The organism is Parerythrobacter lacustris, from assembly GCF_024626475.1.
Classification (GTDB): Bacteria; Pseudomonadota; Alphaproteobacteria; order Sphingomonadales; family Sphingomonadaceae; genus Parerythrobacter_A; species Parerythrobacter_A lacustris.
In genome coordinates this window covers 60,448-84,399 of sequence record NZ_JANKHH010000006.1, presented here as the reverse complement: position 1 = coordinate 84,399, position 23,952 = coordinate 60,448, and the positions used below count along the sequence as shown (strand labels likewise).

The following is a 23,952-nucleotide window of genomic DNA, read 5'->3' as shown; positions in this document are numbered from 1 at the left end:
TGTATTGCTGTGGACCGCTGTAACTCGTCAACTCGCCGGACTGATTCCAAACAGTGCGTAGTAATCCTTGAGCTCGGGGGTCTGGCGCAAAGCCGCATCGAGCGCCTGCCGCCCCTCTCGCTTGCCCTGTTCCAGCAGGATGATGCCCTTGAGGTAAAGCGAGTTCGACAGTCCGGGCTGCAGCTTGAGCGCGGCATCGAGATCGGCCAGCGCCGCATCCTTGTTGCCCATGCGGTAGTGCACCAGCGCGCGGCTATCGAGTACACCTGCGGGGTTCTGCGCGCGCTCGACCGCACGCGTACATTGGTCGACCGCGCTGTCGAGCGCCACTTTGTGCAGGCCGCGATACCAGCAATCGGCGTTGAGCAGGGTCGAGCTGTCGTCCTTCTCGACCAGCCGCTCTTCCAGCAGCAGGAGTCCGGATTCGACCTGCCCGGCAATGCCGAGGACGGTTGCGCGGCTATCGGCGAAATCGTCGAGGTCGTCGTCCCCCACCGGCAGGGCATCGAGCAGCTCGATCGCTTCGCCGCTGCGGCCCAGGCGGGCGAGAAGCTGAGCCTGATAATAGGCCGTGCTATTCGCCGGATCGAGATCGTAGGCGGCCTGAATATCTTCCACCGCCTGATCGAGCCTGCCGAGTGAAACCAGCGAGTCCGCGCGGATCAGGTGCAGATCGGCGGTCGGCTCCTTTTCAATGATCCTGCTGTAGTCTTCGACAGCGCCCGCGTAATCATAGATCGAATAGAGGAATGCCGCGCGCGACATCAGCGGGACGAAATCGTCCGGCTCCGCTTCCTCGACAACTTCGCTGTAAGCGGCGCGCGCCTTCGCAGTCCGCTGGCGCAATTCGGTGTCGTCGAGTTCCCAGCGCCATCTTACCGTCCCCGGCGCAGCTACCGACAGCTTTGCCTTCGAGAGTTGCAAGGCATTGCGACGCGCCGCAGGGATGTCCACCACCGCCACTTCACCAAGGCCTGCGGTGACCTCCTCCACCACTTTGACCCGTCCACCCTCTACAGAAGCGCTGCGGGTGATGCGGGTGTTTGCATAGCTTGCGTCGAGTTCAGGCGAGCCGACAAGCTGGTAACCCTCTCCCCCGTCGGGCAGGATTATCTCGACCTCGTAGCGGTTGCGGCCCGGCCCGCGGGTCGCCACCGGTATGTCGCGCCAGGCGGGACGAGCACGGTTGGGGGCAAAGGTCGCATCGCCGGTCGCCATGCCGATGTCTGACGTTACCTTGCCGTCCTCGAAGGCGAAATCGGCATCGGCCACGCCCTTGAGCGTGATCGTGCCGAGCGCTTTCTCATCGTCGTAGGTGATGGAGATGTCGGTCACTTGCCCGCCGGTGAACTGGTCCTGCCCGAAGCTGCTCCTGATTTGCTTGATGGTCTCCGGATCGTTTTCGTCCACGATCCTCTCGAACTGTGCGCTGGCTGGTCCGCCAAAGTCGAAACGCATTTCGAACAGCATGGGCAAATCGACGCCCGCCGTCTGATCGAGCGTCATGGTCATCGCAATATCGTAGTGATCGAGAGGGCGGTCGGTCATCGGCACCAGGTCCGATCCGCCCGCGAGCAGCGGCAAGGCGTAGTAGAACGGCGGAACCTCGCCCATATTGCCCACCCGGGTCGCAGTGCTCGTCCCGTCGAGCCAATAGGCGGTGCCGCCAATCGTCGCGCGCACGATCATGTGATCGAAATTGGCCGGCAGGGGCAGCAGCTCGGGCATGGCATCGCCGCCGCGGGTCGACACAAGGACAACGTTGGCATCGATCCCCATGTGTTGGAGCAGCGAGAGCAGCAGCACCGACTTGGCCTTGCAGTCGCCATACCGCTTGGCCCAGGTGTCTTCCGCCGCCTGGGGCAGATAATTGCCCCCGTCCAGCCCGTCGAGCAGGTAGCTCACCTCGTCCTGCACCAGCTGGGTGGCCAGCGCCGCCCGGGTGCGCGGGTCGTTCGACTGCGCCATGATTTCGTTGGCCAGCGCTTCGACCTCGCCACCGGGCGTAAGATTCGCCGCCGAGGTAAAATGCGGCTCCATGACGGCGGACAGATCTTGCCAGCTTTCGAAGCTGCCGACCCTCAGCAAGGGCGCAGCGCGAAAACGCGTAGGTGCATCGGCCGGCATGTCCTCGCGCTTGGCGATAGGGACGCCGATTTCGAGATATTGGTATCCATCGCGCACTTGCGGCTGGGGCATGTCGACGAAGGGCCCGGCCTTCCAGCTGATCGTCTCGCCCACCGGCCAGCTCACGATCGCGCGCCCGACCCCGACCCGCCACGGCGCGGGTGGCAAATATTGCACCACCTGCATTTCCTCGCCCAGCGCCTGATCGGACAATGTCGTGCTGTGCGCCACGCGCAGCATGTCGCCTTCCTTGAGGCCGGGCACGGCAACCGTTGCGGTCAACCGCCCGTCGAGCAGACGGCGCTCGAGGTTCTCCTCGCGCCGGATGACATCGAACTTGACGCCTTGCTTGACGAGGTCGATCACCGCGCCGTCGCGGATGATTTCGAAGCGGTGGATATGGAGATCGCCCTTGTCGGGCGACCAGTCGAACTTGACGGTGCCTTCGGTGGTCAGCGCTTCCGGATTGTCGATCCGCACGATGCGGTCGTTGTATGTCCGCACCACCCCGCCTTCGAGCCGGTGCTGCCAGTCGAACAATTGCTCGCTTGGGCCGTCGGCGATGGTGGCAGCGTCCAGTTCGACCGGCTCGACCCAGTCGGGTACCGGTTCATAAAGCACCGCTTCGCCGGCAAACGCCGGTGCGGAAATGGCGAACATGGCTATGGCTGACGCACCAGCGAAACGAAGCATCCGGGACCCCTGTCTGGCAGCGGCACCCCCGCCGCGCTCATCGGTCAACCTACAACGTAAGCGAAGCGATGCAATCCATATAAGCCGAACCGGATAATTCAATCAGGTCAAGGATTTGGGTCCTTATCCTTCGGAACCGGCCAGTCTGGCCCCGCGGCTGGCGGCGAACATCGCGGGATCGACCAGATCGGGCGCATCCTCCGCTGCATATCCAAACACCGCTACGAAGCGCTCCGTCCCGATCTCGGCTTCGAGCTCGGCCAGTTTGATGCGGTTCGAACGGTTGATCTCGTCGACCGAGACATCGTCACCGGCCAGTATGGTGAGTGCGATTTCGCGCTGCTCGCCTCGTTTGCGCGCGATCGCCTCGATCACCGAGGGATCGTCACCCAGAATGTCGCGCGCATGTTGCAGCAAGTGATCGGGTGCATCGCCGTGCTGGGGCCGGTCGGTAGTCATGGCCGCAACTGTACACCCTGCGATCTTCCGCATCCAAGCATCTTTGGTCCGCCCATAATCGCCATAGAGAAAAGAGCTCAGCCAATAACCTTCGGCATCCTCCACGATCGGGGCATGACCGCCCTTGACCGCGCCATAGAGGACCTGATTTGCGAGCTGGTGGCAGACGCCGTCGATGCCGTAGAGAAAGATGGTGCCCTTCGCTCCGTCATCGTCCTGCGACGCGGCATTGGGCGTGACCAGACAGGACGAAAGATCGATATCGGCTTCGGTCTCGAAAAGATAGCCGTCCGGTTGCTGGCTGGTCGAACCGGTGGGATGAAAAATGCCCCAGCAAAGCCAGCACTTTTCACCCGCCTCGATCACTTCGGCGAGGCTGGTGTAGGGAAATTTTCGGGTGTCGTAGGTTGTCACCCACGTATGGTCGAGTTCGCTGGTAAACGACAGCGGGTTGACCCACGCGTAAAGTTTTCCCATCGCATCCCCCCAGATCGACGCTGGCCGTGTCGACTTGCCTTGCCAGCGCAACAGGCGAGTATCGCCCGCCCGTTCGAACCTTGATTGTAAGAATGCGCAACCGGATGGCTTTTTTACGCGCCTTGCATTCCGCTGCAACGGGACCTAGCGCGGCGCGCAAACCACCCCACGGAGTCGAACATGGTCCCCCGCTACGCCCGCCCCGCAATGACGGCCATCTGGGAGCCCGAGGCGCGCTATCGCATCTGGTTCGAGGTCGAAGCGCATGCCACCGAGAAGCTGGGCGCGCTGGGGGTGGTTCCGGAAAGCGCCGCCAGGGCATTGTGGGACTGGTGGGCGACCGATCCCGTGATCGACGTTCCCGCTATCGATGCGATCGAAGCGGTCGCCAAGCACGATGTGATCGCCTTCCTCACCTGGGTGGCGGACAACGTCGGCGAACAGGCGCGCTTCATGCATCAGGGCATGACCAGCAGCGATGTGCTCGACACCACGCTTGCGGTACAGCTGGCGCGCTCGTCCGATATCCTGCTCGAAGACCTCGACCAGTTGCTGGCGGCGATCCGCAGGCGGGCGGAAGAGCACAAATATACCCCCACCATCGGCCGCAGCCACGGCATCCATGCCGAACCGGTGACCTTCGGGCTGAAGCTGGCACAGGCCTACGCCGAGTTCGACCGCTGCAAGAAGCGCCTGGCTGCCGCGCGCGAGGAGATCGCGACCTGCGCCATCTCTGGCGCAGTCGGCACTTTCGCCAACATCGACCCGGCAGTCGAAGAATATGTCGCCGAGAAGATGGGTCTGGCGGTGGAGCCGGTCAGCACCCAGGTGATCCCGCGTGACCGGCACGCGATGTTCTTCGCCACTCTGGCAGTGATCGCGGGCAGTATCGAGCGGCTGGCGGTCGAGATCCGCCACTTGCAGCGGACCGAAGTGCTGGAGGCGGAGGAGTACTTCTCGCCCGGGCAGAAGGGCTCTTCGGCGATGCCGCACAAGCGCAACCCGATCCTGACCGAGAACCTCACCGGGCAGGCCCGGATGATCCGCGCCTATGCCCTGCCCGCGCTGGAGAATGTCGCGCTGTGGCACGAGCGGGATATCTCGCACAGCTCGGTCGAGCGGTTCATCGGGCCGGATGCCTGCATCACGCTCGATTTCGCGCTCGCGCGGCTGACCGGCGTGGTCGACAAGCTGCTGGTCTATCCCGAGCGGATGCGGAAAAACATGGACCGCATGGGCGGCCTGATCCATTCGCAGCGTGTATTGCTGGCCCTGACCCAAGCCGGGGTCAGCCGCGAAGATGCCTACCGCCTCGTCCAGCGCAACGCGATGAAGGTGTGGGAATCGGACGGTGCGCTGATGCTGCTCGACCTGCTCAAGGCGGATCCCGAAGTGACGGCTGCGCTTCCGGTCGACGAGCTGGAAGACAGGTTCGATCTCGAATACCATTTCAAGCATGTCGACACGATCTTCGCGCGGGTATTCGGTGAAGCTGCCTAGACCTGCCACCACTTCCCCACTAGCATCGTACGCGAACGGAGACTGACACGATGCAGATTGTCCGAACGATCCTGTGGGTGCTGCTTGCGGTGGCGCTGTTGGGCTTCTCATTCCTGAACTGGAAGCCGGTGGAGGTTCATATCTGGGACAATCTGGTGCTGGAAACCAAGGTTCCCGCGCTGGTTATACTTTCCTTTTTGATCGGGATCGTCCCGATGTGGCTGCTGCATCGCGGCACCAAGTGGCGGCTCGAGCGGCGGATCAAGTCGCTCGAGAATGCCTTCAAGGCCAACAGCGTTTCGGCCCAGCGGACCGGTGAATCTCCGGGAGGGTCTGCGCCGGCCGCCCCCGGCGACCCGGCGAAATCGGACCTGACCCCGCAGTGAGCAATCCTGTCTATCTCGCGCTCGACCTGCCCACGCTCGATACCGCGAAAGCCCTCGCCACCAAGGTCAAGTCGCATGTCGGCGGGCTCAAGCTCGGGCTCGAGTTCTTTTGCGCACACGGCAGCCACGGGGTGCACGAGATCGCGCAGGTCGGCCTGCCGATCTTCCTCGATTTGAAACTGCATGACATACCCAACACCGTTGCCGGGGCGATGCAGGCGATCCATGTGCTCGAACCCGCGATCGTCACCGTTCACGCCAGCGGCGGGCGAGCGATGATGGAAGATGCCAAGGCGGCGGCGGCGGAGGGCACCAAGGTGGTTGCGGTGACCATGCTCACCAGCCTCGACGAGCGCGATTTGCTGCGCACCGGCGTATCGGGCAGCGCGCACGATCAGGTGATGCGGCTGGCCGAACTGGCGGAAGCTTCGGGCCTCGACGGAATCGTATGTTCCGGCCAGGAAGTCGGCGCGGTGCACAGGCAGTGGAAGAAGGGCTTCTTCGTCGTCCCCGGCCTGCGTCCCGCAGGCAGCGCCACCGGAGACCAGAAGCGTGTTGTCACCCCGCGGCAAGCGCGCGACGACGGGGCGAGCGTGCTGGTGATCGGCCGCCCGATCAGCCGCGCCGACGACCCGGTCCAGGCCGCCCGCGATATCGAAGCCACGTTGTAGCGTGAGCAAGGTCTGCCCTTTCGTGCCGACAAGGGACATGGTGACTTCGGTTGCCTTCTATCGCGCTCTGGGCTTCGCGGTCGTCCACCAGGACCATACTGTGGCGATCATGGATCATGAAGGCGCGACAATCCTGATCCAGCCGCACTACGTGGAAGACTGGGCCAGCAACTGGATGGCGCAGCTGCGTGTCGATGATCTCGATGATTGGTGGAAGCGGACCGATGGACTGTCCGCCACGTACCCCTCGATCATGCTCAAACCGCCTGCAATGCAACCATGGGGCATTCGCGTCGGTTTTCTTTCCGATCCTGCGGGCGTGCTGTGGCATGTGCTCGAAGGATGACCGACCGCGCGACGCCCAATCTCCCGTCGCGCGATTTCGACATCACCGAGGCGTTCTATGGCGCGCTCGGCTTCGAAACCACCTTCCGCGATAGCGGCTGGATGATCCTGAACGCCGGCACGCTCGAGCTGGAATTCTTCCCCTACCCCGACCTCGATCCCGCGACGAGCTCGTTCGGCTCCTGCCTCCGACTGGACGATATGACAGCGTTCCATGCCCTCGCACGCGCGGCTGGCATCCCCGATACGCGAACCGGCTGGCCGCGCCTGAGCGAACCCCGGCGCGAGGCGAGCGGGCTGACCATCGCCTATCTGATCGATCCCGATTGCAGCCTGATCCGGCTGATCCAGAACCCGAATGAAGGAGAATGAGCCTATGCGTATGATCGCCCTCGCCGCCTGCGGCCTCGCCCTCGCGTTTTCCACGCCGGTTGCCGCGCAAGGCATCCAGGGCCTCGGTATCCTCGCGCTCGACCCGGTCGACGAAGGCAACACCGTGCTGACCATCACCGGAAAGGCGAGCGTGACGCGCGAACCCGATGTCGCGAGCTTCACGGCAGGGGTTACGACTGTCGCGCCGACAGCGGAGCAGGCCCTGCGCGAAAACGCCGCGACGATGCAGAAGCTGGTCGCCGCCGCGCGCCGGCAGGGGATTGCCGAGAGCGATATCCGCACCAGCGAGATTTCGATCAGCCCGGTGTTCGAGGTGGAAACCTACGATTCCTACTCGCAAGGATGGAAGGATGCGACTGCGGCAGCGGCAGAGGGTGCCGATCCTGCAGCCGAAGCGGTAGCGGCGGCGGTCGATGCGGCGGCCGCTGTAGGATCACCGAGCAAACCCAAAACCCCGCGCATCACCGGTTACCAGGCGAACAACGCGGTCTCGATCCGCCAGCGCAAGCTCGACGATTTCGGGGGCACCATCGACGCACTGGTCGCGGCGGGTGCCAACAACGTCGCCGGGCCGAGCTTCCGGCTGGAAGACTCGACCGAAGCCGAAAACGAAGCGCGCACCAAGGCCATTGCCGACGCGCGCAGCCGCGCTGAGCTCTACGCCGCCGCTGCAGGGATGACGGTCAAGCGCATCATAATGATCGACGAGGGGCGGACCTCGAGCCTGTCCTCCGGCTACGACGAAAGCTACGGCTTCGCCATGGCAGAAACCTACGACGTCTACACCCCCAGCCCGGTGCTCAAAGGCGACCTGACGATCGGGGCCAGCGTGGGAGTGATGTTCGAACTCGCGCCGAGATAGTTACTCGGCGAGTTCGGCCGCGTCCTGATCGGTGCCCCAGTTGATGTTGTAGTTGAACAGCTGGAGCTCCTCGTTCACCCGCACGAAGTCGAAGGTCTCTGTCGCCGGACCGTTGGCGAATTCGCTCTTGTGGGTCACCTTGACCATGGTCACGCCGTTGTCGGTGTTGAGGTTGAACCCTTCGCGGCTGGTCGACTTGAGTTCGCCCATCCGGTCGCGGATCTGCCCGAGGAACGCGACCGCATCGGCCTTGGGCCCGGAGGCCTTGAATTCCTTGCTCCCGGCCTCCCAGATCGCATCGAACTGGCGGTTGTCCATCTGCTGATGAAATTCGGCCACTTCGGCATCGGCATTGTCGAGCTGTTCCATCGGATTGCACGCGGCAACCATCGCTGCGAGCAACACAAGCACGAAATTGCGAATGGAAACGATCATCGTCTTTCCCCCTTTTCCCCAGCTCCCCTTCTAGTCGATCCCGCACAAACCGGATTGCATCGATTCGACAATTCGCTTTGTGTGCCGTCAGCGATTGATTAAGCGCGCGACCATGCAGGCAGAGATCAAGATTTGCGGACTTTCGACCGAGGAAAGCGTCGAAGCGGCGATTGCTGCCGGGGCGACACATATCGGGCTGGTGCATTTCCCGCCCAGCCCGCGTCATGTCGATCTGGCGACCGCCGGCCGGTTGCGCGCGCTGGCGCGCGGACGGGTCAAGGTCGCACTGCTGTCGGTCAATGCCGAAGTCGAGGCCATGTCGCGCATGCTCGAAGCGGTAATGCCCGATGTGGTCCAGCTGCACGGCTCCGAGACGCCCGAATGGGCCGCTTTGCTGCGGGACAAGATGCCGGTCGAGGTGTGGAAAGCACTGGGGGTCAAGGACGCCGCCACGCTGGAGAAGTCGCGCCGCTACGAAGGTGCGGTGGATCGTCTGCTGTTCGATGCCCCGGCAGCAGCCCTTCCCGGCGGCAATGGCGAAGCGTTCGACTGGCGCTTGCTGGCAGAGTTCGACCACACGATTCCGTGGGGCCTTGCGGGCGGTTTGACGGCGGACAATGTCGGCGCAGCAATCGCCGCCACGGGCGCGAAGCTGGTGGATACGTCCTCCGGCGTCGAACGCGCACCGGGGGTCAAGGACGCGGCAAAAATCGCCGCCTTCTGTGCGGCCGCCCACAGCGCGTAGGAAAGTTGATCGTGTTCGCTGCAAACACGGTCCTTATCGGTCCTCCTATATCCTCCATTGTTTGTCATCCCCGCGAAGGCGGGGATCGAGGGCGGACCTGCGTCCATGGATTCCCGCCTTCGCGGGAATGACAAACACAGGGAAAGTGCAAGCGGATGGAATCTCCGCCTTTTGCGCGGCTGCCCGCGCCGCATAGAAAAAGGGCGGCCCCGCGGGACCGCCCTCCTCCTGAGAGTTCGTGCTTCGATCAGAACTTGAAGCCGACGCCCACCGCAGCGGTGTTCACGTCGACGAAGTCGCTGAAGAAGTGGCGGTATTCGGCCTTGAGATACACGCCGCCGTCGCCGAGCTTGTGCTCGTATCCGCCGCCGAGGTAAGGCACATCTTCGCCTTCGCCGAAGGCGTAGCCGCCGGCTGCGAACAGCTTGCCCTGGGTGCCGACCTTGGCACCGACGCGGCCGCCGACGCCCCAGACGACGTCAGCGCCATCGGTCAGCAGCTTGTCCGCCGAAGCTTCGGCACCGATGAAAGCGGCTTCGCCGAGGTCGAAGTCGTAACCGGCGGCAACGCCTGCGGTGGCTTCTTCGATGCCATTGGCCCAGGCGATACCGCCACGGACTTCGACGCGGCCTTCGCCGGCTGCTTCCTGAGCGAATGCCGGCGCCGCGAATGCGGTGGCGGCAGCTGCAACTGCGATTGCAATCTTGCGCATATGTAATCCTTTCAAAAAGTCGGCCACACAGGGGAATGTGCGGCGCGATGCGTTACATCGTCCAGAAATCCTGAACTTCAACTGACAGATTTGTAAATAGTCCAACTTTCCGAATATGTCGCATTTCTGCAACATCATGTTAATGTGGCAGAAAGACTGGATGCGCCCCGCGGTTCTTGCCGGAGCACGCGGCTGATGGTTCGATTCAGTGCCGCGATAAACGTCAGGTCGACGAACGAGCGATCCGGCGCGCGCAATATCGCCACATGGCGACGAAGCGCGTTTCCAGCCCGCTGGACAACATCGCGGGCCTCTGCCAATCGCGCGAGCGATGAACTCACCCAATTCCTTTCGCAACATGCCTGACGAACGTGGGCATTTCGGCGACTATGGCGGGCGCTATGTCGCCGAGACGCTGATGCCGCTGGTGCTCGATCTCGAGCGCGAATATCGCGTGGCGCAGGCGGACCCGGCATTCCAGGCACAGTTCGATGATCTGCTGGAACATTACGTCGGCCGCCCCAGCCCGCTGTACTTCGCCGAACGGCTGACCGAGGCACTCGGCGGGGCGCAGGTGTGGTTCAAGCGCGACGAGCTCAACCACACCGGCGCGCATAAGATCAACAATTGCATCGGGCAGATCCTGCTCGCGATGCGGATGGGCAAGACCCGCATCATCGCCGAGACCGGCGCGGGCCAGCACGGCGTCGCCACCGCCACCGTCTGCGCGCGCTTCGGCCTGCCCTGCGTGATCTATATGGGCGCGACCGACGTGGCGCGGCAGGCACCCAATGTGTTCCGCATGAAGCTGTTGGGTGCCGAAGTGGTGCCGGTGACGAGCGGCGCGGCGACGCTCAAGGACGCGATGAACGAAGGGCTGCGCGACTGGGTCGCGAACGTCCACGACACCTTCTACATCATCGGCACCGCCGCCGGCCCGCATCCCTACCCTGAGCTGGTGCGCGATTTCCAGAGCGTGATCGGCAAGGAGGCCCGCGCGCAGATGTTAAGCCGCACCGGCCGCCTGCCCGACCTGCTGGTGGCGGCAATCGGCGGCGGCTCCAACGCGCTCGGCCTGTTCCACCCCTTCCTCGACGATCCGGACGTGAAGATGCTCGGGGTCGAGGCGGCAGGCTACGGCCTCGACGGGGACCAGCACGCGGCCAGCCTGCTCGGCGGCTTCCCCGGCGTGCTCCACGGCAACAAGACCTATCTGCTGCAGGACGAGGACGGCCAGATCACCGAAGGCCACTCGATCAGCGCGGGCCTCGATTATCCCGGCATCGGGCCGGAACACGCCTGGCTGAAAGACATGGGCCGGGTGGAATACACCGCCGTGACGGACGACGAGGCGCTCGACGCCTTCCAGCTGCTGTGCCGCACCGAGGGCATCATTCCTGCGCTGGAGCCGAGCCACGCCATCGCTGCGGTGACCAAAGTGGCAAAGGAAATGCCAGACGACACGATCATCCTCGCCAATCTGTGCGGGCGGGGGGACAAGGACATCTTCACCGTGGCGGAGAAGCTCGGGGTGGAGATGTGAGAATCTCACTTGAGAGGATGTTTGGCAGTTTCCTGTTTGCCATTTCGGTTCTTGCCTGCAGTTGGCTCCTCGGATGGGTGGTTGGCCTGAGTGCGCCAGTGCTGCCAGGAAATATTGCAATTTCGCTCTCGATAGCGTCGTTAGCTTGGTCGGGAATTACATTCGATTTCGGAGCGAGTTCATTTTCTGAGTTTTTTAGCCAATCGCTCGCAAGGCGCTCTCTTCATATATCCTTTGCATTACTGATGGGGCTGACTCTTTCTTGGTTATTGCTCAGAATTTTCACGGAGTGGTCCATCGAACCGAATCTGCGGGACTTTGGTCCTTGCACAAAATTCACCTATGGTGAGTGCGGAAGTGTCGACCTCAGTGAGACCCGTCGGGAGCGCAGCGTTGATCTCGTAAATGCGGCAATGGCTGCGGTAATCGCGTTTTCGCCAATCACCCTGGTTCTAAAAAGAGTTCGCAACTTCCTCAGATGACACGCCTCTCCTCCGCCTTCGCCCAACCCCACCCCGCTCGCGTCATCCCGGGCTTGACCCGGGATCCCGCTTCTCTTGGACGCGGCGCTGAAGGCAGCGGGACCCCGGATCAGGTCCGGGGTGACGTGGCTGTAATTGCATTCCCGGAACCAGCCGCTTGACTGACGGACATGTTAGCTGGCGAATTCGCAAAGGCCTCGCGATCTTCGCGGCCATCGCAGGTTTCGCTGCGATGATCTGGTTCTATGTCGACGCCGGGCCTGACTATTGGGAGATTCCGGACGATGGGCGGAGACGGCATCTGAAGCCCTTCTTTCCAGTAATTGTCTACGGGTTCTACCTCTTTATCGTTTACAGCTGGACGGTCGACAAAATGCCCTTGGATTCGGATGACTAACCGCCTCTCCTCCGCCTTCAGCAAACCCCATCCCGCGCTCGTCTGCTTCATTACCGCAGGCGATGGCGACACTGCGGCCAATCTCGACGCGCTGGTTGCGGGCGGCGCGGATGTGATCGAGCTGGGGATGCCGTTTACCGATCCGATGGCCGATGGGCCTGCGATCCAGGAAGCGAATTTGCGTTCTCTCGGCAAGGGGACGACCACGGCCGATGTCTTCGCCATCGCCGCCGCCTTCCGCCAGCGCCATCCCGAGGTACCCTTGGTGCTGATGGGCTATGCCAATCCGATGGTGCGGCGCGGGCCGGAGTGGTTCGCGGATGCCTGCGCCAGAGCCGGGGTCGACGGGGTGATCTGCGTCGATATTCCGCCCGAGGAAGACGACGCGCTCGGCCCGCAATTGCGCGCCGCCGGGATCGCGCCGATCCGCCTCGCCACCCCGACCACCGACGCCGCGCGGCTGCCGCAAGTGCTCGAGGGATCGCAAGGGTTCCTCTATTACGTTTCGGTCGCCGGGATCACCGGCAAGCAGCAGGCGGCGCAGGCGAGCATCGAGGATGCGGTGGCGCGATTGAAGGCGGCGACCGACCTGCCCGTTGCGGTCGGCTTCGGCGTCCGCACGCCCGAGCAGGCCGAGGCGATTGCCAGGGTGGCGGACGGCGTGGTCGTCGGCAGTGCGCTGGTCGAGCTGGTGGGGGAGTACGGCGCGGAGGCTCCGGCGAAGCTGCGCGACTTCACGGCTTCGCTCGCTGCGGCGGTTCGCGCGGCGCGGTAGATTGGTTCACACGAAGACACGAAGATGTTGCGGCTTCGGCGAAGACCTTCGCCAACATACCCTCCGTTCCGCGGGAGGCCGGATAGGGCGCAAAGCCTGCGGCGCAAAACGACCTCTTCGTGTCTTCGTGTGAACCAAAAACTCGCAACGTTCAGGAAACCGGCCTATAGGCCCAGCCATGAACTGGCTAACCCGAGTCCGCAATTCGCTCCCCTTCGGCAACAAGCGCGAGACGCCCGACAATCTGTGGGTCAAGTGCAAGTCGTGCCAGGAAATGGTCTTCGCCAAGGAGTTCGAGGACAACCAGCAAGTCTGCCCGCGCTGCGACCATCACGAACGGATCGGCGCTGACGAGCGGCTGCGGCAGTTGCTCGACATGGGCTACGAGGTGCTTGCCCAGCCCAAGGTCGAGGAAGATCCGCTCAAGTTCAAGGACACCAAGAAATACACCGACCGGCTGAAGGAAGCGCGCGCAAAGAACCCCTACGCCGACGCCTTCACCGTCGGATCGGGCGAAATCGAAGGGCATCCGGCGGTCGTGGGCGTGCAGGATTTCGGCTTCATGGGCGGTTCGATGGGCATGGCGGTGGGAACCGCCTTCTGCCAGGGGGCCGAGCGAGCGCTGAAGCGCCATTGCGCCTATATCGTGGTGACCGCTGCGGGCGGTGCGCGGATGCAGGAAGGCATTCTCAGCCTGATGCAGATGCCCAAGGCGACCGTGATGACCCGCCGCCTGCGCGAAGCGGGGCTGCCCTATATCGTGCTGCTGACCGACCCGACTACCGGCGGCGTCACCGCGAGCTATGCCATGCTGGGCGATATCCACATCGCCGAGCCGGGCGCGCTGATCGGCTTTGCCGGCCAGCGGGTGATCCAGGACACGATCCGCGAGAAACTGCCCGAAGGCTTCCAGCGCGCCGAATATCTGCACAAACACGGCATGGTCGATATGGTGGTGCACCGGCACGCTCTGCGCGAGACGCTGGCGGGGCTGCTGGGTTACCTGGCCCCCGCGAAGGCGGCCGCGTGATCCTCAAAATCCTCCCCAAGTCTCTTGGGGAGGGGAACCAGCGAAGCTGGTGGAGGGGTTATTCTCTTCGGCAAGCAAACCCCTCCACCATCCTGCGGATGGTCCCCCTCCCCGACATGTCGGGGAGGACTTGAACGATGGATTTCGCCACCTCAACCGACCCGCGCGTGCAGGCGCAGCTTGACCGGCTCGCCGCGCTGAGCCTGCCGCAGGGTCGGCTCGGGCTGGAGACGATCCGGGCCTTGCTCGCGCGGCTGGGCGATCCACACAACCGCCTGCCTCCTGTGTTCCATGTCGCGGGGACCAACGGCAAGGGTTCGACCTGCGCCTTCCTGCGCGCGATGCTCGAGGCGGGCGGCAAGCGGGTCCACATGACCACCAGCCCGCATCTGGTGCGCTACAACGAGCGCATCAGGCTGGCCGGAAAGCTGATCGAGGATGGCCCGCTGGCGGAATTGCTGGAGGAGGTGCTCGACGCAGCCGACGGGCTCAACCCCAGCTTCTTCGAAGTGACCATCGCCGCCGCCTTCCTCGCCTTCAGCCGCACGCCCGCCGATGCCTGCGTGGTCGAAGTCGGCCTCGGCGGGCGGTTCGACGCGACCAATGTGCTCGGGCCGGAAGTGCTCGCCGCCTGCGGCATCGCCGCGCTGGGGATCGACCACGAGCGATTTTTGCTGGCGCCGGAAGACGGCGTGCCGAGCGATCCGTTTGAGCGCATCGCCTTCGAGAAGGCGGGTATCCTCAAGCGCGGTGTGCCCTTCGCGACGCTCGAATACCGACCCGCGATCGAGGCAGTGATCTCCGAATGCGCCTACAAGGCCGAGGCCAAGTGGTTCGACGCCTGGCATGTCGAGGAACGTTCAGGCGGGTTCGATTTCATCTCCGAAAGGGGAAACCATCGCGGTTTGCCTGCACCCGCGCTGCCTGGCGCGCACCAGATGGGCAATGCCGCACTGGCCATCGCGATGCTGCAAGTGGCGGGATTCGATCCCGGCGAGGCAGCGATCCGCGAGGGGCTGGCGAAGGCGAATTGGCCTGCACGGCTCCAGCGCCTCAGCGAGGGTGCGCTCACCGGCACACGCGAAGTTTGGCTCGACGGCGGGCACAACCGCTCAGCAGGCGAGGCATTGGCGCGCCATTTCGCGGGGCAGCGGGCCCACCTGGTTATCGGCATGATCAAAGGCAAAGACCCGAAGGCGCTGCTGGAACCCATGCAGGCGAGTCTCGCCAGCGTGACGGCCGTCCCGGTGCCGACGCACGATTGCCACTCGGCTGCGGCATTCGGCGTCGGTGCCATCGCGGCCCAGGATGTCCCCACTGCCCTCGCCGCCTTGCCCGATGACGGCCTACCGGTGCTGATCGCCGGATCGCTCTACCTCGCAGGCGAGGTGCTGCGCCTCAACGGCGAGGTGGCGGACTAACCGTCATTGCCAGCGGCGCAGCCGGGCGGCAATCCTTCGCTGCTCCATCATCCAGGCGTCGGAAGCTGGATTGCCGCGTCGCCTGCGGCTCCTCGCAATGACGGGAGGACGAACAACCTACTCCGCCGGCGCAGCAATCGCCGGATCGGGCGCGACCACGCCGCTGTCTCGACCGGCGCGGGCTTCACGGACCCATTCCATCACGCACAGCACCACCGCCACCACACCGATCAGCGCGGTGAAGATGAAGACGTAATAGTACCCGCGCGTCTCGATCATCTGGCCCAATGCGCCGCGCCCCAGCGTCCCGATCAGCAGAGTCAGCGAGGCGAGCAGCGCAAACTGCACCGCGGCGTATTTCTTCGCCACGATACTGGAGAGCCAGGCGATATAGGCCGCCCCGGCGATGCCGATCGCGAGGTTTTCCCAGAAGATGGTGAACGACAGCCGTGCCAACCCTTCGGACGGCGGCGCGGCGACGAAGAACAGCGGCTCCAGCCAGTTGGCCGTCGTGTTCACCAGCCAGGTAAAACCGATCGCGTCGCTGCCCGCCTGCATCGCCGCCCCGCCCACCGCGAGGTTGGCATAGAGCAGGTTGGTCGCCGCCGCGATGACCGCGCCGAGCGTCAGCATGAACATCCGCCCGAACAGGGTGATCAGCCAGCCGCCGAGCGCCAGACCGATGAGGATGGCGAAAATCCCGAGGATCTTGGAGGCGAAGGCCACTTCTTCCCCGGTGTAGCCCAGCTCGCCGAGATAGAACGGATAAGCGAACACGCCCCATACCGAATCGGTGATGCGATATGTCAGCACCAGCGCGAGGATGAGCACCAGCGACCAGCCCATGCGCGAGACGAACTCGACCAGCGGCAGCACCAGCGCGCGGTAGAGATGGTCGGTGAATTTCACCGCATGCCCCGCCCCGACACCCGGCGCTGCAGCGATCACGTTCACCCCTTCACGCTGCTGCTTTACCACCCATGCGGCGATGAAGGCGGGCAGCACGATGGTCGCGAGCACGATCAGCGGGCCGAATGTGGTGGTGAAGGCGGTCACGTCGGGGCGGTTTTCGGGGGCCGCCGTCATCGACCAGACCATGAACACCACCACCGTGCCGATGGCCAGGGCCCATAGCACGCCGACGGCGAGCAGCGCGCGATTGCGCACCCATTCGGCCACCTCGCCCTGATTGTAGAGTTCGGCCACTTCGTCATGATTGGCGGCGGCATTGGCGACGCGATCCTCGGACACGCGGGCATCGGGGGCGAACAGCGCCGCGATGCCGATCGCCAGCATGAACCCGCCGAACAGCACATACATGAACGGCCAGCCGTATCTTGCCGCCATGATAAGGCCAAAAGCCCCGCCGACGAGCGAGGCGAGCCGGAAACCCATCTGGGTGATGGTGGAGAGGATATCGATCGTCGCCACATCGTCTGCCACGTCGATCCGCCAGGCGTTGATGCCGATATCCTGCGTCGCGCTGGCGAAGGCCCCGATGGCGGCGAGCAGGCTGAACCAGCCGAGAGCGTTCTTCGGGTCGAGCCCGGCCATCACCACCAGCGCGATGCCGATGATCAGCTGCATCGGCGCGATCCACTGCTTGCGCTTGCCGAGCTTGCTCAGCCCCGGAATGTCGACCTTGTCGAGCAGCGGAGACCACAGGAACTGGAACGAATAGGCCAGCCCGACGAGGCTGAACACACCCATGGTTTCCAGATCCACCTCGGCCTCGCTCAGCCAAGCGTAGAGCGTGCCGAGGAACAGCGCAGGCGGCAACCCCTGCGCAAAGCCGAACAGCAGCATGAAGCCGCTCTTGCGGTTGCTCAGGGCGAGGCCGAGCGTGCGCCAGGCCGATTTCTTCTTCGCTGCCGCAGCTTCGGCCATTCCCTAGCGTCCTTCCCGTTCGCCCCGATTTCTGCGACAATAAGCGCGGGAAGAGGAAATAGGAACGGCTCGATGAACACCGTCGATACGCATGTCCCCAGATTAGCGCCGACCGCCGGTCAGCTCGCGCTGGCCGAGGCGCTCGCACGCGGCGAAGCGCGCGCGGCGGAGGGAATTCGCAAAGTGCCTGCCTCTGTCTACACCGATCCGGCGCACTGGCAGCGCGAGAAGGCCGCGCTGTTCGACCGGCTACCGCAGGTGATCGCGCCGTCCGCCCTGTTGCCCGAGCCCGGCATGGCGGTGCCGCATGACGGGACCGGCCGCCCGCTGCTGATCACCCGCGACGGCGAGGGCAAGGCGCATATCTTCCTCAACGTCTGCCGTCATCGCGGGACACGCCTGGTCGAGGGTAACGAGGTGTGCAAGGCGAAGCGGCTTGTCTGCCCCTATCACGCATGGACCTATTCGGTGGACGGGCGGCTGCTCGCCCTGCCCCGCCCCGAGACTTTCCCCGGCCTCGACAAGGCAAACATGCCTCTGATCGAACTGCCGAGCTGCGAGGCGGGCGGGATGATCTGGTTTTCGCCGGTGGAAGGAGCGGATTTCTCCGATGCGCTGACGCTGGGCGAAGATTTCGCAGCCTTCGGCACCGCCGATCACGTGCTGTTCCGCCGCAAGACGCACGAGGTGGCGGGCAACTGGAAGCTGATCATGGATGCCTTCCTCGAAAGCTATCACGTGACGCGGCTCCACGCGAAAACCATCGGGCCGTTCTTCAAGGACGGGGCGACCTCGGGCGACATGGTCGGCCCGCACCAGCGCAGCGCAGTCGGGCGGCTGGAAGAGATGGAGAGCGTCGACCTGACCGATATGGCGGCGCTGCGCCGGGTGGTTACCTTCGCCTACCAGCTGCTGCCCGCGACGATCGTCATCCCCAGCCCGGACTATCTCAACATCATGGTGCTGATGCCGCAGAGCGAATGTCGCACGCTGGTGGAAGACTTCATGCTCATCCCCGAAGCCCCGGCCACAGACAAGGCGCGTGATCACTGGGAGCGTAGCTGGGCGCTGCTCGACGGCGGTGTGTTCGCGAGCGAAGATTTCCGCGCGGCGGAGCTCGGCCAGCAGGGGCTCTCGACCGGCGCCGTGCCGGAGATTACGCTGGGCACGCTGGAGGGCGGGATCCACCGGTTTCACGAAACGGTCGAGGAAGCGATGCGGGCGGTCAATTAGCCGTCATCCCAGCGAAAGCTGGGATCGTTGGCCTCTGGCGGTTAGCTGCCTGGAAGCGATCCCAGCTTTCACTGGGATGACGATGTGTGTAGGGGCGCACCCATGCCCAAATACGATCCTCTCGCAGGCGACCGCCCCGAAGGCGAACGCATCGCCAAGCTGCTCGCGCGCGCAGGCGTTGCCAGCCGGCGTGAGGTCGAGCGGATGATCGCCGACGGGCGGGTCGCGATCGATGGCAAGGTGCTCGAAACCCCCGCCACCATCCTGCCGCACCTGCGCGGGGTGACGGTCGACGGCACGCCGGTCGCCAAGGCGGACCGGACCCGGCTGTTCGCATTCCACAAGCCGAGCGGGCTGATCACTGCCGAGAAGGACCCGGCGGGCCGAGCGACAATCTACACCGCTTTGCGCAATACCCTGCCCAAGGATGCCGGGCGGGTGATGCCGATCGGGCGGCTCGACTACAACACCGAAGGCCTGCTGCTGCTGACCAATGACGGCGAGCTGAAGCGCCAGATGGAACTGCCATCGAGCGGCATCCCGCGCACCTACCGCGCCCGCGCCTTCGGCGAGATCACGCAGGACCAGCTCGAGAGCCTGATCGAAGGGATCGAGATCGACGGGATGCGATACGGCCGGATCGATGCCAATATGGAGCGCCGAACCGGTCGCAACCAGTGGATCGAAATGACCATCACCGAGGGCAAGAACCGCGAAGTGCGCCGCGTGCTCGAACATTTCGGGCTAGAGGTGAACCGGCTGATGCGGACGAGCTACGGCCCGTTCGATCTGGCCGACCTGCCACGCGGCCAGGCGGTCGAGATCCGCAAGCAGGACCTCGAGCGCTTCCGCTCGGGCCTGAAAAAGAAATGAGAATCATTGCCGGCGAATGGCGCGGGCGCAGGCTCGTGACGCCGAAGGGCGATGCGACCCGCCCCACTGCCGACCGTACGCGCGAAACGCTGTTCTCCATGCTCGTCAGCCGGCTCGGATCTTTCGAGGGTTTGCGCGTCGCGGACCTGTTCGCAGGATCGGGCGCGTTGGGTCTCGAGGCCCTCTCGCGCGGTGCGGCGCATTGCCTGTTCGTCGAGCAGGACGACGCCGCGCTCAAGGCGATCCGCGCAAATGTCGAGACGCTGCAAGCTCGCGCGCGAAGCGATGTTCGCACCGGGTCGGTGCTCGCACTCGGTCCGGCGCGCGGGCCGCTCGACCTTCTGCTGCTCGATCCGCCCTACGGCACCGGGGCCGGACAGGTCGCGCTGGACAAGCTGCTGCGCCTCGGCTGGATCGGTGAGGCGGCGTGGATCTCGTTGGAAACGGCACACGACGAGTCCGTCGCCGTCGACGGCCTGATGATCGAAACCGAGCGCAAGGTGGGCAAGGCCAAGCTCACCCTGATGCGACTCGCCGCCTAGCGCGGAGGCGTGGCGGGAATCGGCCCATCGATTTCGCTCGCGGGCTTGCCCGGCCAGTAGCTGAGCGGGTTGTTACCGAACTTGAGCCCGGCTTCGCGCGGGTTGATGCAGCTGTCCTGCGCATCGCTCATGCACACGGCGTAGGTCCTGCCATCCTTGCTGACCTTGGTCGCCTGGCCCCTGGCATTGGTTTCAACCACGGTGAAACCTTGCGAGGTCGTGGCCGTCTGTGCAGCGGCCGGCACAACGAAGCTTGTGAGCGCGGCGAGGGTTGCGGTTGCAGCGAGTAAACGGGTCATGGTCGATCTCCCAGTTATGACCTTCGGTATCCGTGCAATCCGCAACCCCGTCAATCCGTTCCGGCGGTGCGTCAGCGCTGCATCGGGGTTTCGGGTTCGCCGGTCGGCACCTCTTCAGGCTGAGGCGCGGGCTCGGCAGGCGGTGGCGGAGCGGCCTGCTGCGCGGCCACCGCGCGTTCGACCGATTCCCATGCCGCCGCCTGCTCATCGGGCGTCATCTGCGACACGCGGACCTTGTCGGTATCGGTGATGCGCCAGAACAGGTTCTGCCGGTTCGGCGAAAGCGACCAGTAATAGCTCTGGGTAACCGGCGGCCACGCATCGTACTGCGCGCGCTGCTCTACCGGCCAGCCGTCGAGCATGGCCTGCTGCTCGGGCGTGACCTGCGCAGGCGGCTGCGGCACCGGTTCTTCCATCATATCCTGCGCAGGCGCATCCTGTGCTGTGGCGGGAACGGTGAACGAGGCTGCCATCGCAGCCGAAACGAGCATCGAATAATTACGCATGGTATCTTCCTTCTGGTTAGACCATGCGCGACGAACGCGACCCGTGCCCTGCTGCCAATTGCCACCCGCAGGGCTTGTGTGACTAACCAGCTCCAGCCTGACTCGGGTCCGCAGGCCGATGGCAACCGGCGCTTCGCTGCGCCACCTCGGCGAAACCCGTGCGCAAAACGCGACGAGTCGCGGCGCGAGCGATGCCTGTTGCGTGACCGCGCGGCGTTCCCTACCTGTTCGCACACACCATGACCGATACCCCCGCCCGCACCGAATCCGCGCCCGAGCGCGTGCCCGCCTATGCCGCGCGGCTCAATCCACCGCAGCAGCAGGCGGTGCTGACCACCGAAGGTCCGGTGCTGATGCTGGCAGGCGCAGGCACCGGCAAGACCGCCGCACTCACCGCACGGCTGGCTCATCTGGTTGCCATGCGGCTCGCCTGGCCGAGCGAGATCCTCTGCGTCACCTTCACCAACAAGGCCGCGCGCGAGATGCGCCACCGGGTCGGACAGCATATCGGCGATGCGGTCGAAGGGATGCCGTGGCTCGGCACCTTCCATTCGGTCTGCGCCAAGATGCTCCGCCGCCATGCCGAGCTGGTCGGGCTGGAATCGAACTACACGATCATCGACACCGACGACCAGCTGCGGCTGCTCAAGCAGCTGATCACCCAGAACGATCTCGACGAAAAGCGCTGGCCCGCACGGCAACTTGCCGGGCTGATCGACGGATGGAAGAACCGCGGCCTCAATCCGGCCGACCTCAGCGCGGTCGACAGCGAGGCCTATGGCAACGGGCGCGGGCAGCAGTTCTACACGCTGTATCAGGAGCGGCTGAAGAGCCTCAACGCCTGCGACTTTGGCGACCTGATGCTGCACATGCTCAACATCTTCCGCCAGAACCGCGAGATTCTGGAGCAGTACCAGCGCCGCTTCAAATATATCCTGGTCGACGAGTATCAGGACACCAACGCGGTCCAGTATCTGTGGCTGCGGCTGCTGGCGCAGGACCGCAAGAATATCTGCGTCGTGGGGGACGATGACCAGTCGATCTATTCCTGGCGCGGGGCAGAAGTCGCCAATATCCTGCGGTTCGAGAAGGATTTTCCCGGCGCGGCGGTGATCAAGCTGGAACAGAACTACCGCTCCACCCCGCATATCCTCGGCGCGGCCAGCGGGCTGATCCGCGAGAACACCACCCGCCACGACAAGACGCTGTGGACCGAGGCAAACGGCGGCGAGAAGGTCAAGATCATCGGCGTGTGGGATGGGCCCGAGGAAGCGCGCCGCGTGGGCGAGGCGATCGAGCGGCTGGAGGGCCAGGGCGCCGACCTCAACCAGGTCGCGATCCTCGTGCGTGCACAATACCAGACGCGCGAGTTCGAGGACCGCTTCATCCAGATCGGGATCAATTACCGCATCGTCGGCGGCTTCCGCTTCTACGAGCGCGCCGAAATCCGCGATGCGCTCGCCTATCTGCGGGTGATCGCGCAACCGCAGGACGATCTCGCCTTCGAACGGATTTACAACCAGCCCAAGCGCGGGCTCGGCGCGAAGACGCTGGAAAAGATGCACCACCACGCGCGCCGCGTCGGCCTGCCGCTCGCCGCCGCCTCGCTGCAACTGGCGGACAGCGATGAACTGCCCGCGCGCGCGGCGAACACCATCGCCGCGCTGCTGCGCGATTTCCTCAAGTGGCGCGAGATGGCAGACGCGCTCAGCCCCGCCGAACTGCTGCGCAGCGTGCTCGACGACACCGGCTACAACGCCATGCTGGAGGCGGAGAAGACCGCCGAAGCCAAGGGGCGGATCGAAAACCTCAGCGAACTCGCCCGCGCGATGGAGGAATATGAGACGCTGGGCGACTTCCTCGAACATGTCGCGCTGGTGATGGACAACGATGCCTCGCCCGACGACGAGAAGATCACCATCATGACCATGCACGCGGCCAAGGGGCTGGAGTTCGACAATGTCTTCCTGCCCGGATGGGAGGAAGGCGTGTTCCCCAGCCAGCGTGCGCTCGACGAAGGCGGGCTCGCCAGCCTCGAGGAAGAACGGCGGCTGGCTTACGTCGCGATCACCCGCGCCAGGCGCCACTGCACCATCCTCCACGCCGCCAACCGCCGCATTTACGGCCAGTGGACCAGCAGCATCCCCAGCCGCTTCATCGAGGAACTTCCCGCAGAGCATGTTGACGCGGAAACCACGCTGGCCGGCGGGCGCAGCCTGTGGCAGGCCAACTGGAGCGAGAACGAGGACCCCTTCGCCCATGTCGCCCGCGACCGGCCCGACCGTTCGGGTGCAAGAGGCCCCGGCTGGCAACGCGCGCTCAGCTCGGGCTATGAAACGAAACCCGCCCGCGTCCAGGAACCCCGCCGCAGCGCCGCCAGCTTCGCCGCCAAACCCCGCGCCGACATCGCCGTGGGCGCGCGCGTCTTCCACGACAAGTTCGGCTACGGCGTGGTGACCGACCAGGAAGGCAACAAGCTGGAGATCGACTTCGAGCAGGCGGGGTTGAAGCGGGTGATCGACAGCTTTGTTACAGTGGCGGGGTGATGGAAATCGAGAGCGACAAGCACAGTCTAACGCTGAAGCTCGACTTGACCGAGTTCTCGCATCTCGTCTCCTTCTTGATGCATGCCAAGTTCAGCGCCGACGTCGACGAGAGCGTCGCAGGTTCCCCGACAATGAGAGCATTGCTCGAAAATCTCCTCGCAGCAACCGAGGGTATGGAAGGCGCGTCCTGGCTGAAGGCGTCGTCATCGCTGTACCTTGTCGACGAGAACGAGAGAGGAACTCAAGCCCCCGCATCGTTCGAGATCCTTGAGCATATTGCGAGGTCAGAGACTGAGCTGGAAAACTATCTGTTTCCCTACCGCTGGCTGAAGCGCCCTGCTCCACGAAGCCGAGCCATCGAAGTTGGACGAATTGTCGAAACAATAGGGCCACGCCATTCGCAAGCTCAGCGCGGCGTTTGGATCGATCAATGGGTGAACCTTGACAATGGGAAAGTGACAGTTTTGGTTGCTTGGACCCAAGAGCACGGGGTCGACGAGGCACCCACAACGCACGCTGTGATTGAGCAGCATGATTCAAGCGAACTCAAGATCATAGGCTAGCGGGTTCCCTGCCTCGAATACTTACCGAAAACGCTCGTCACCCCGGGCTT

25 protein-coding genes are annotated in these 23,952 nt (G+C 64.2%); 18 read left to right on the top strand and 7 right to left on the bottom strand.

Annotated features, from left to right (window positions below):
- Positions 1–27 precede the first annotated feature (27 nt).
- Both NSO95_RS11540 and NSO95_RS11535 read right to left on the bottom strand, forming a co-directional pair.
- A complete protein-coding gene (locus NSO95_RS11540; RefSeq protein WP_257596416.1) occupies positions 28–2,820 on the bottom strand; it encodes a DUF3857 domain-containing protein in 2,793 nt (930 codons plus the stop codon).
- A gap of 123 nt (positions 2,821–2,943) precedes the next feature.
- Positions 2,944–3,756, bottom strand: coding sequence for a hypothetical protein (locus NSO95_RS11535; protein ID WP_257596415.1), 813 nt, complete (start codon positions 3,754–3,756; stop codon positions 2,944–2,946).
- Positions 3,757–3,936: 180 nt separating this feature from the next.
- On the opposite strand from NSO95_RS11535, the gene purB reads away from it, so the two are divergent.
- Genes purB through NSO95_RS11505 form a run of 6 tightly spaced genes read left to right on the top strand, consistent with a single transcriptional unit; the run spans position 3,937 to position 7,913 of the window.
- Positions 3,937–5,256 carry an adenylosuccinate lyase gene (gene purB, locus NSO95_RS11530; RefSeq protein WP_257596414.1) on the top strand — a complete coding sequence of 440 codons (1,320 nt, stop codon included), beginning with the start codon at positions 3,937–3,939 and terminating at the stop codon, positions 5,254–5,256.
- 50 nt (positions 5,257–5,306) lie between these two features.
- Complete coding sequence (locus NSO95_RS11525; RefSeq protein ID WP_257596413.1) at positions 5,307–5,642, top strand: LapA family protein; 336 nt, start codon at positions 5,307–5,309, stop codon at positions 5,640–5,642.
- On the top strand, positions 5,639–6,313 hold the full coding sequence (pyrF, locus tag NSO95_RS11520) for an orotidine-5'-phosphate decarboxylase (protein WP_257596411.1): 675 nt from the start codon (positions 5,639–5,641) through the stop codon (positions 6,311–6,313). Before NSO95_RS11525 ends, pyrF begins: the two co-directional genes overlap by 4 nt.
- Position 6,314: 1 nt before the next feature.
- Positions 6,315–6,659 (top strand): VOC family protein, encoded by a 345-nt coding sequence (locus NSO95_RS11515; RefSeq protein ID WP_257596410.1) that lies wholly within the window; start codon positions 6,315–6,317, stop codon positions 6,657–6,659.
- The gene (locus NSO95_RS11510) at positions 6,656–7,030 is read left to right on the top strand and encodes a bleomycin resistance protein (protein WP_257596409.1); all 375 of its coding nucleotides are present in this window, start codon (positions 6,656–6,658) and stop codon (positions 7,028–7,030) included. Before NSO95_RS11515 ends, NSO95_RS11510 begins: the two co-directional genes overlap by 4 nt.
- Before the next feature lie 4 nt (positions 7,031–7,034).
- Positions 7,035–7,913 carry an SIMPL domain-containing protein gene (locus tag NSO95_RS11505; RefSeq protein WP_257596408.1) on the top strand — a complete coding sequence of 293 codons (879 nt, stop codon included), beginning with the start codon at positions 7,035–7,037 and terminating at the stop codon, positions 7,911–7,913.
- On the opposite strand, the gene NSO95_RS11500 is transcribed toward NSO95_RS11505, so the two are convergent.
- On the bottom strand, positions 7,914–8,348 hold the full coding sequence (locus tag NSO95_RS11500; RefSeq protein WP_257596407.1) for a hypothetical protein: 435 nt from the start codon (positions 8,346–8,348) through the stop codon (positions 7,914–7,916).
- 112 nt (positions 8,349–8,460) lie between these two features.
- Between NSO95_RS11500 and NSO95_RS11495 the strand changes: the two genes are divergently transcribed.
- Positions 8,461–9,093 carry a phosphoribosylanthranilate isomerase gene (locus NSO95_RS11495; RefSeq protein ID WP_257596406.1) on the top strand — a complete coding sequence of 211 codons (633 nt, stop codon included), beginning with the start codon at positions 8,461–8,463 and terminating at the stop codon, positions 9,091–9,093.
- 247 nt (positions 9,094–9,340) lie between these two features.
- Here the strand turns inward: NSO95_RS11495 and NSO95_RS11490 are convergent, their stop codons facing one another.
- Positions 9,341–9,805: a hypothetical protein gene (locus tag NSO95_RS11490; RefSeq protein WP_257596405.1), complete on the bottom strand. Its 465-nt coding sequence runs from the start codon at positions 9,803–9,805 to the stop codon at positions 9,341–9,343.
- Between the two features lie 331 nt (positions 9,806–10,136).
- On the opposite strand from NSO95_RS11490, the gene trpB reads away from it, so the two are divergent.
- From trpB to NSO95_RS11460, 6 genes are all read left to right on the top strand, one after another.
- Entirely contained in the window at positions 10,137–11,348 is a 1,212-nt protein-coding gene (trpB, locus tag NSO95_RS11485) for a tryptophan synthase subunit beta (RefSeq protein ID WP_257596404.1), read from the top strand.
- Positions 11,349–11,365: 17 nt separating this feature from the next.
- Positions 11,366–11,830, top strand: coding sequence for a hypothetical protein (locus tag NSO95_RS11480; protein ID WP_257596403.1), 465 nt, complete (start codon positions 11,366–11,368; stop codon positions 11,828–11,830).
- 157 nt (positions 11,831–11,987) lie between these two features.
- Positions 11,988–12,227 (top strand): hypothetical protein, encoded by a 240-nt coding sequence (locus NSO95_RS11475; protein ID WP_257596402.1) that lies wholly within the window; start codon positions 11,988–11,990, stop codon positions 12,225–12,227.
- Positions 12,220–13,002: a tryptophan synthase subunit alpha gene (gene trpA / locus NSO95_RS11470; protein ID WP_257596401.1), complete on the top strand. Its 783-nt coding sequence runs from the start codon at positions 12,220–12,222 to the stop codon at positions 13,000–13,002. Before NSO95_RS11475 ends, trpA begins: the two co-directional genes overlap by 8 nt.
- 178 nt (positions 13,003–13,180) lie before the next feature.
- Positions 13,181–14,032 (top strand): acetyl-CoA carboxylase, carboxyltransferase subunit beta, encoded by an 852-nt coding sequence (gene accD, locus NSO95_RS11465; RefSeq protein WP_257596400.1) that lies wholly within the window; start codon positions 13,181–13,183, stop codon positions 14,030–14,032.
- A gap of 137 nt (positions 14,033–14,169) precedes the next feature.
- A complete protein-coding gene (locus tag NSO95_RS11460; protein ID WP_257596399.1) occupies positions 14,170–15,453 on the top strand; it encodes a bifunctional folylpolyglutamate synthase/dihydrofolate synthase in 1,284 nt (427 codons plus the stop codon).
- 117 nt (positions 15,454–15,570) lie between these two features.
- Here the strand turns inward: NSO95_RS11460 and NSO95_RS11455 are convergent, their stop codons facing one another.
- Positions 15,571–17,340: an AmpG family muropeptide MFS transporter gene (locus tag NSO95_RS11455; RefSeq protein WP_257596396.1), complete on the bottom strand. Its 1,770-nt coding sequence runs from the start codon at positions 17,338–17,340 to the stop codon at positions 15,571–15,573.
- A gap of 72 nt (positions 17,341–17,412) precedes the next feature.
- On the opposite strand from NSO95_RS11455, the gene NSO95_RS11450 reads away from it, so the two are divergent.
- From NSO95_RS11450 to rsmD, 3 genes are all read left to right on the top strand, one after another.
- The gene (locus NSO95_RS11450; protein WP_257596395.1) at positions 17,413–18,573 is read left to right on the top strand and encodes an aromatic ring-hydroxylating oxygenase subunit alpha; all 1,161 of its coding nucleotides are present in this window, start codon (positions 17,413–17,415) and stop codon (positions 18,571–18,573) included.
- Positions 18,574–18,675: 102 nt separating this feature from the next.
- Positions 18,676–19,446 (top strand): pseudouridine synthase, encoded by a 771-nt coding sequence (locus tag NSO95_RS11445; protein ID WP_257596394.1) that lies wholly within the window; start codon positions 18,676–18,678, stop codon positions 19,444–19,446.
- Positions 19,443–19,988, top strand: coding sequence for a 16S rRNA (guanine(966)-N(2))-methyltransferase RsmD (rsmD, locus tag NSO95_RS11440; RefSeq protein WP_257596393.1), 546 nt, complete (start codon positions 19,443–19,445; stop codon positions 19,986–19,988). Before NSO95_RS11445 ends, rsmD begins: the two co-directional genes overlap by 4 nt.
- Here rsmD and NSO95_RS11435 read toward each other — a convergent pair.
- Both NSO95_RS11435 and NSO95_RS11430 read right to left on the bottom strand, forming a co-directional pair.
- Positions 19,985–20,287, bottom strand: coding sequence for a hypothetical protein (locus NSO95_RS11435; RefSeq protein WP_257596392.1), 303 nt, complete (start codon positions 20,285–20,287; stop codon positions 19,985–19,987). The genes rsmD and NSO95_RS11435 overlap by 4 nt on opposite strands.
- 71 nt (positions 20,288–20,358) lie before the next feature.
- On the bottom strand, positions 20,359–20,793 hold the full coding sequence (locus NSO95_RS11430; protein ID WP_257596391.1) for a hypothetical protein: 435 nt from the start codon (positions 20,791–20,793) through the stop codon (positions 20,359–20,361).
- Positions 20,794–21,032: 239 nt separating this feature from the next.
- On the opposite strand from NSO95_RS11430, the gene NSO95_RS11425 reads away from it, so the two are divergent.
- Together NSO95_RS11425 and NSO95_RS11420 are read left to right on the top strand one after the other, a co-directional pair.
- A complete protein-coding gene (locus NSO95_RS11425; protein ID WP_257596390.1) occupies positions 21,033–23,339 on the top strand; it encodes an ATP-dependent helicase in 2,307 nt (768 codons plus the stop codon).
- Positions 23,339–23,902, top strand: a complete 564-nt coding sequence (locus NSO95_RS11420) for a hypothetical protein (protein ID WP_257596389.1) — start codon at positions 23,339–23,341, stop codon at positions 23,900–23,902. Before NSO95_RS11425 ends, NSO95_RS11420 begins: the two co-directional genes overlap by 1 nt.
- Positions 23,903–23,952 lie beyond the last annotated feature (50 nt).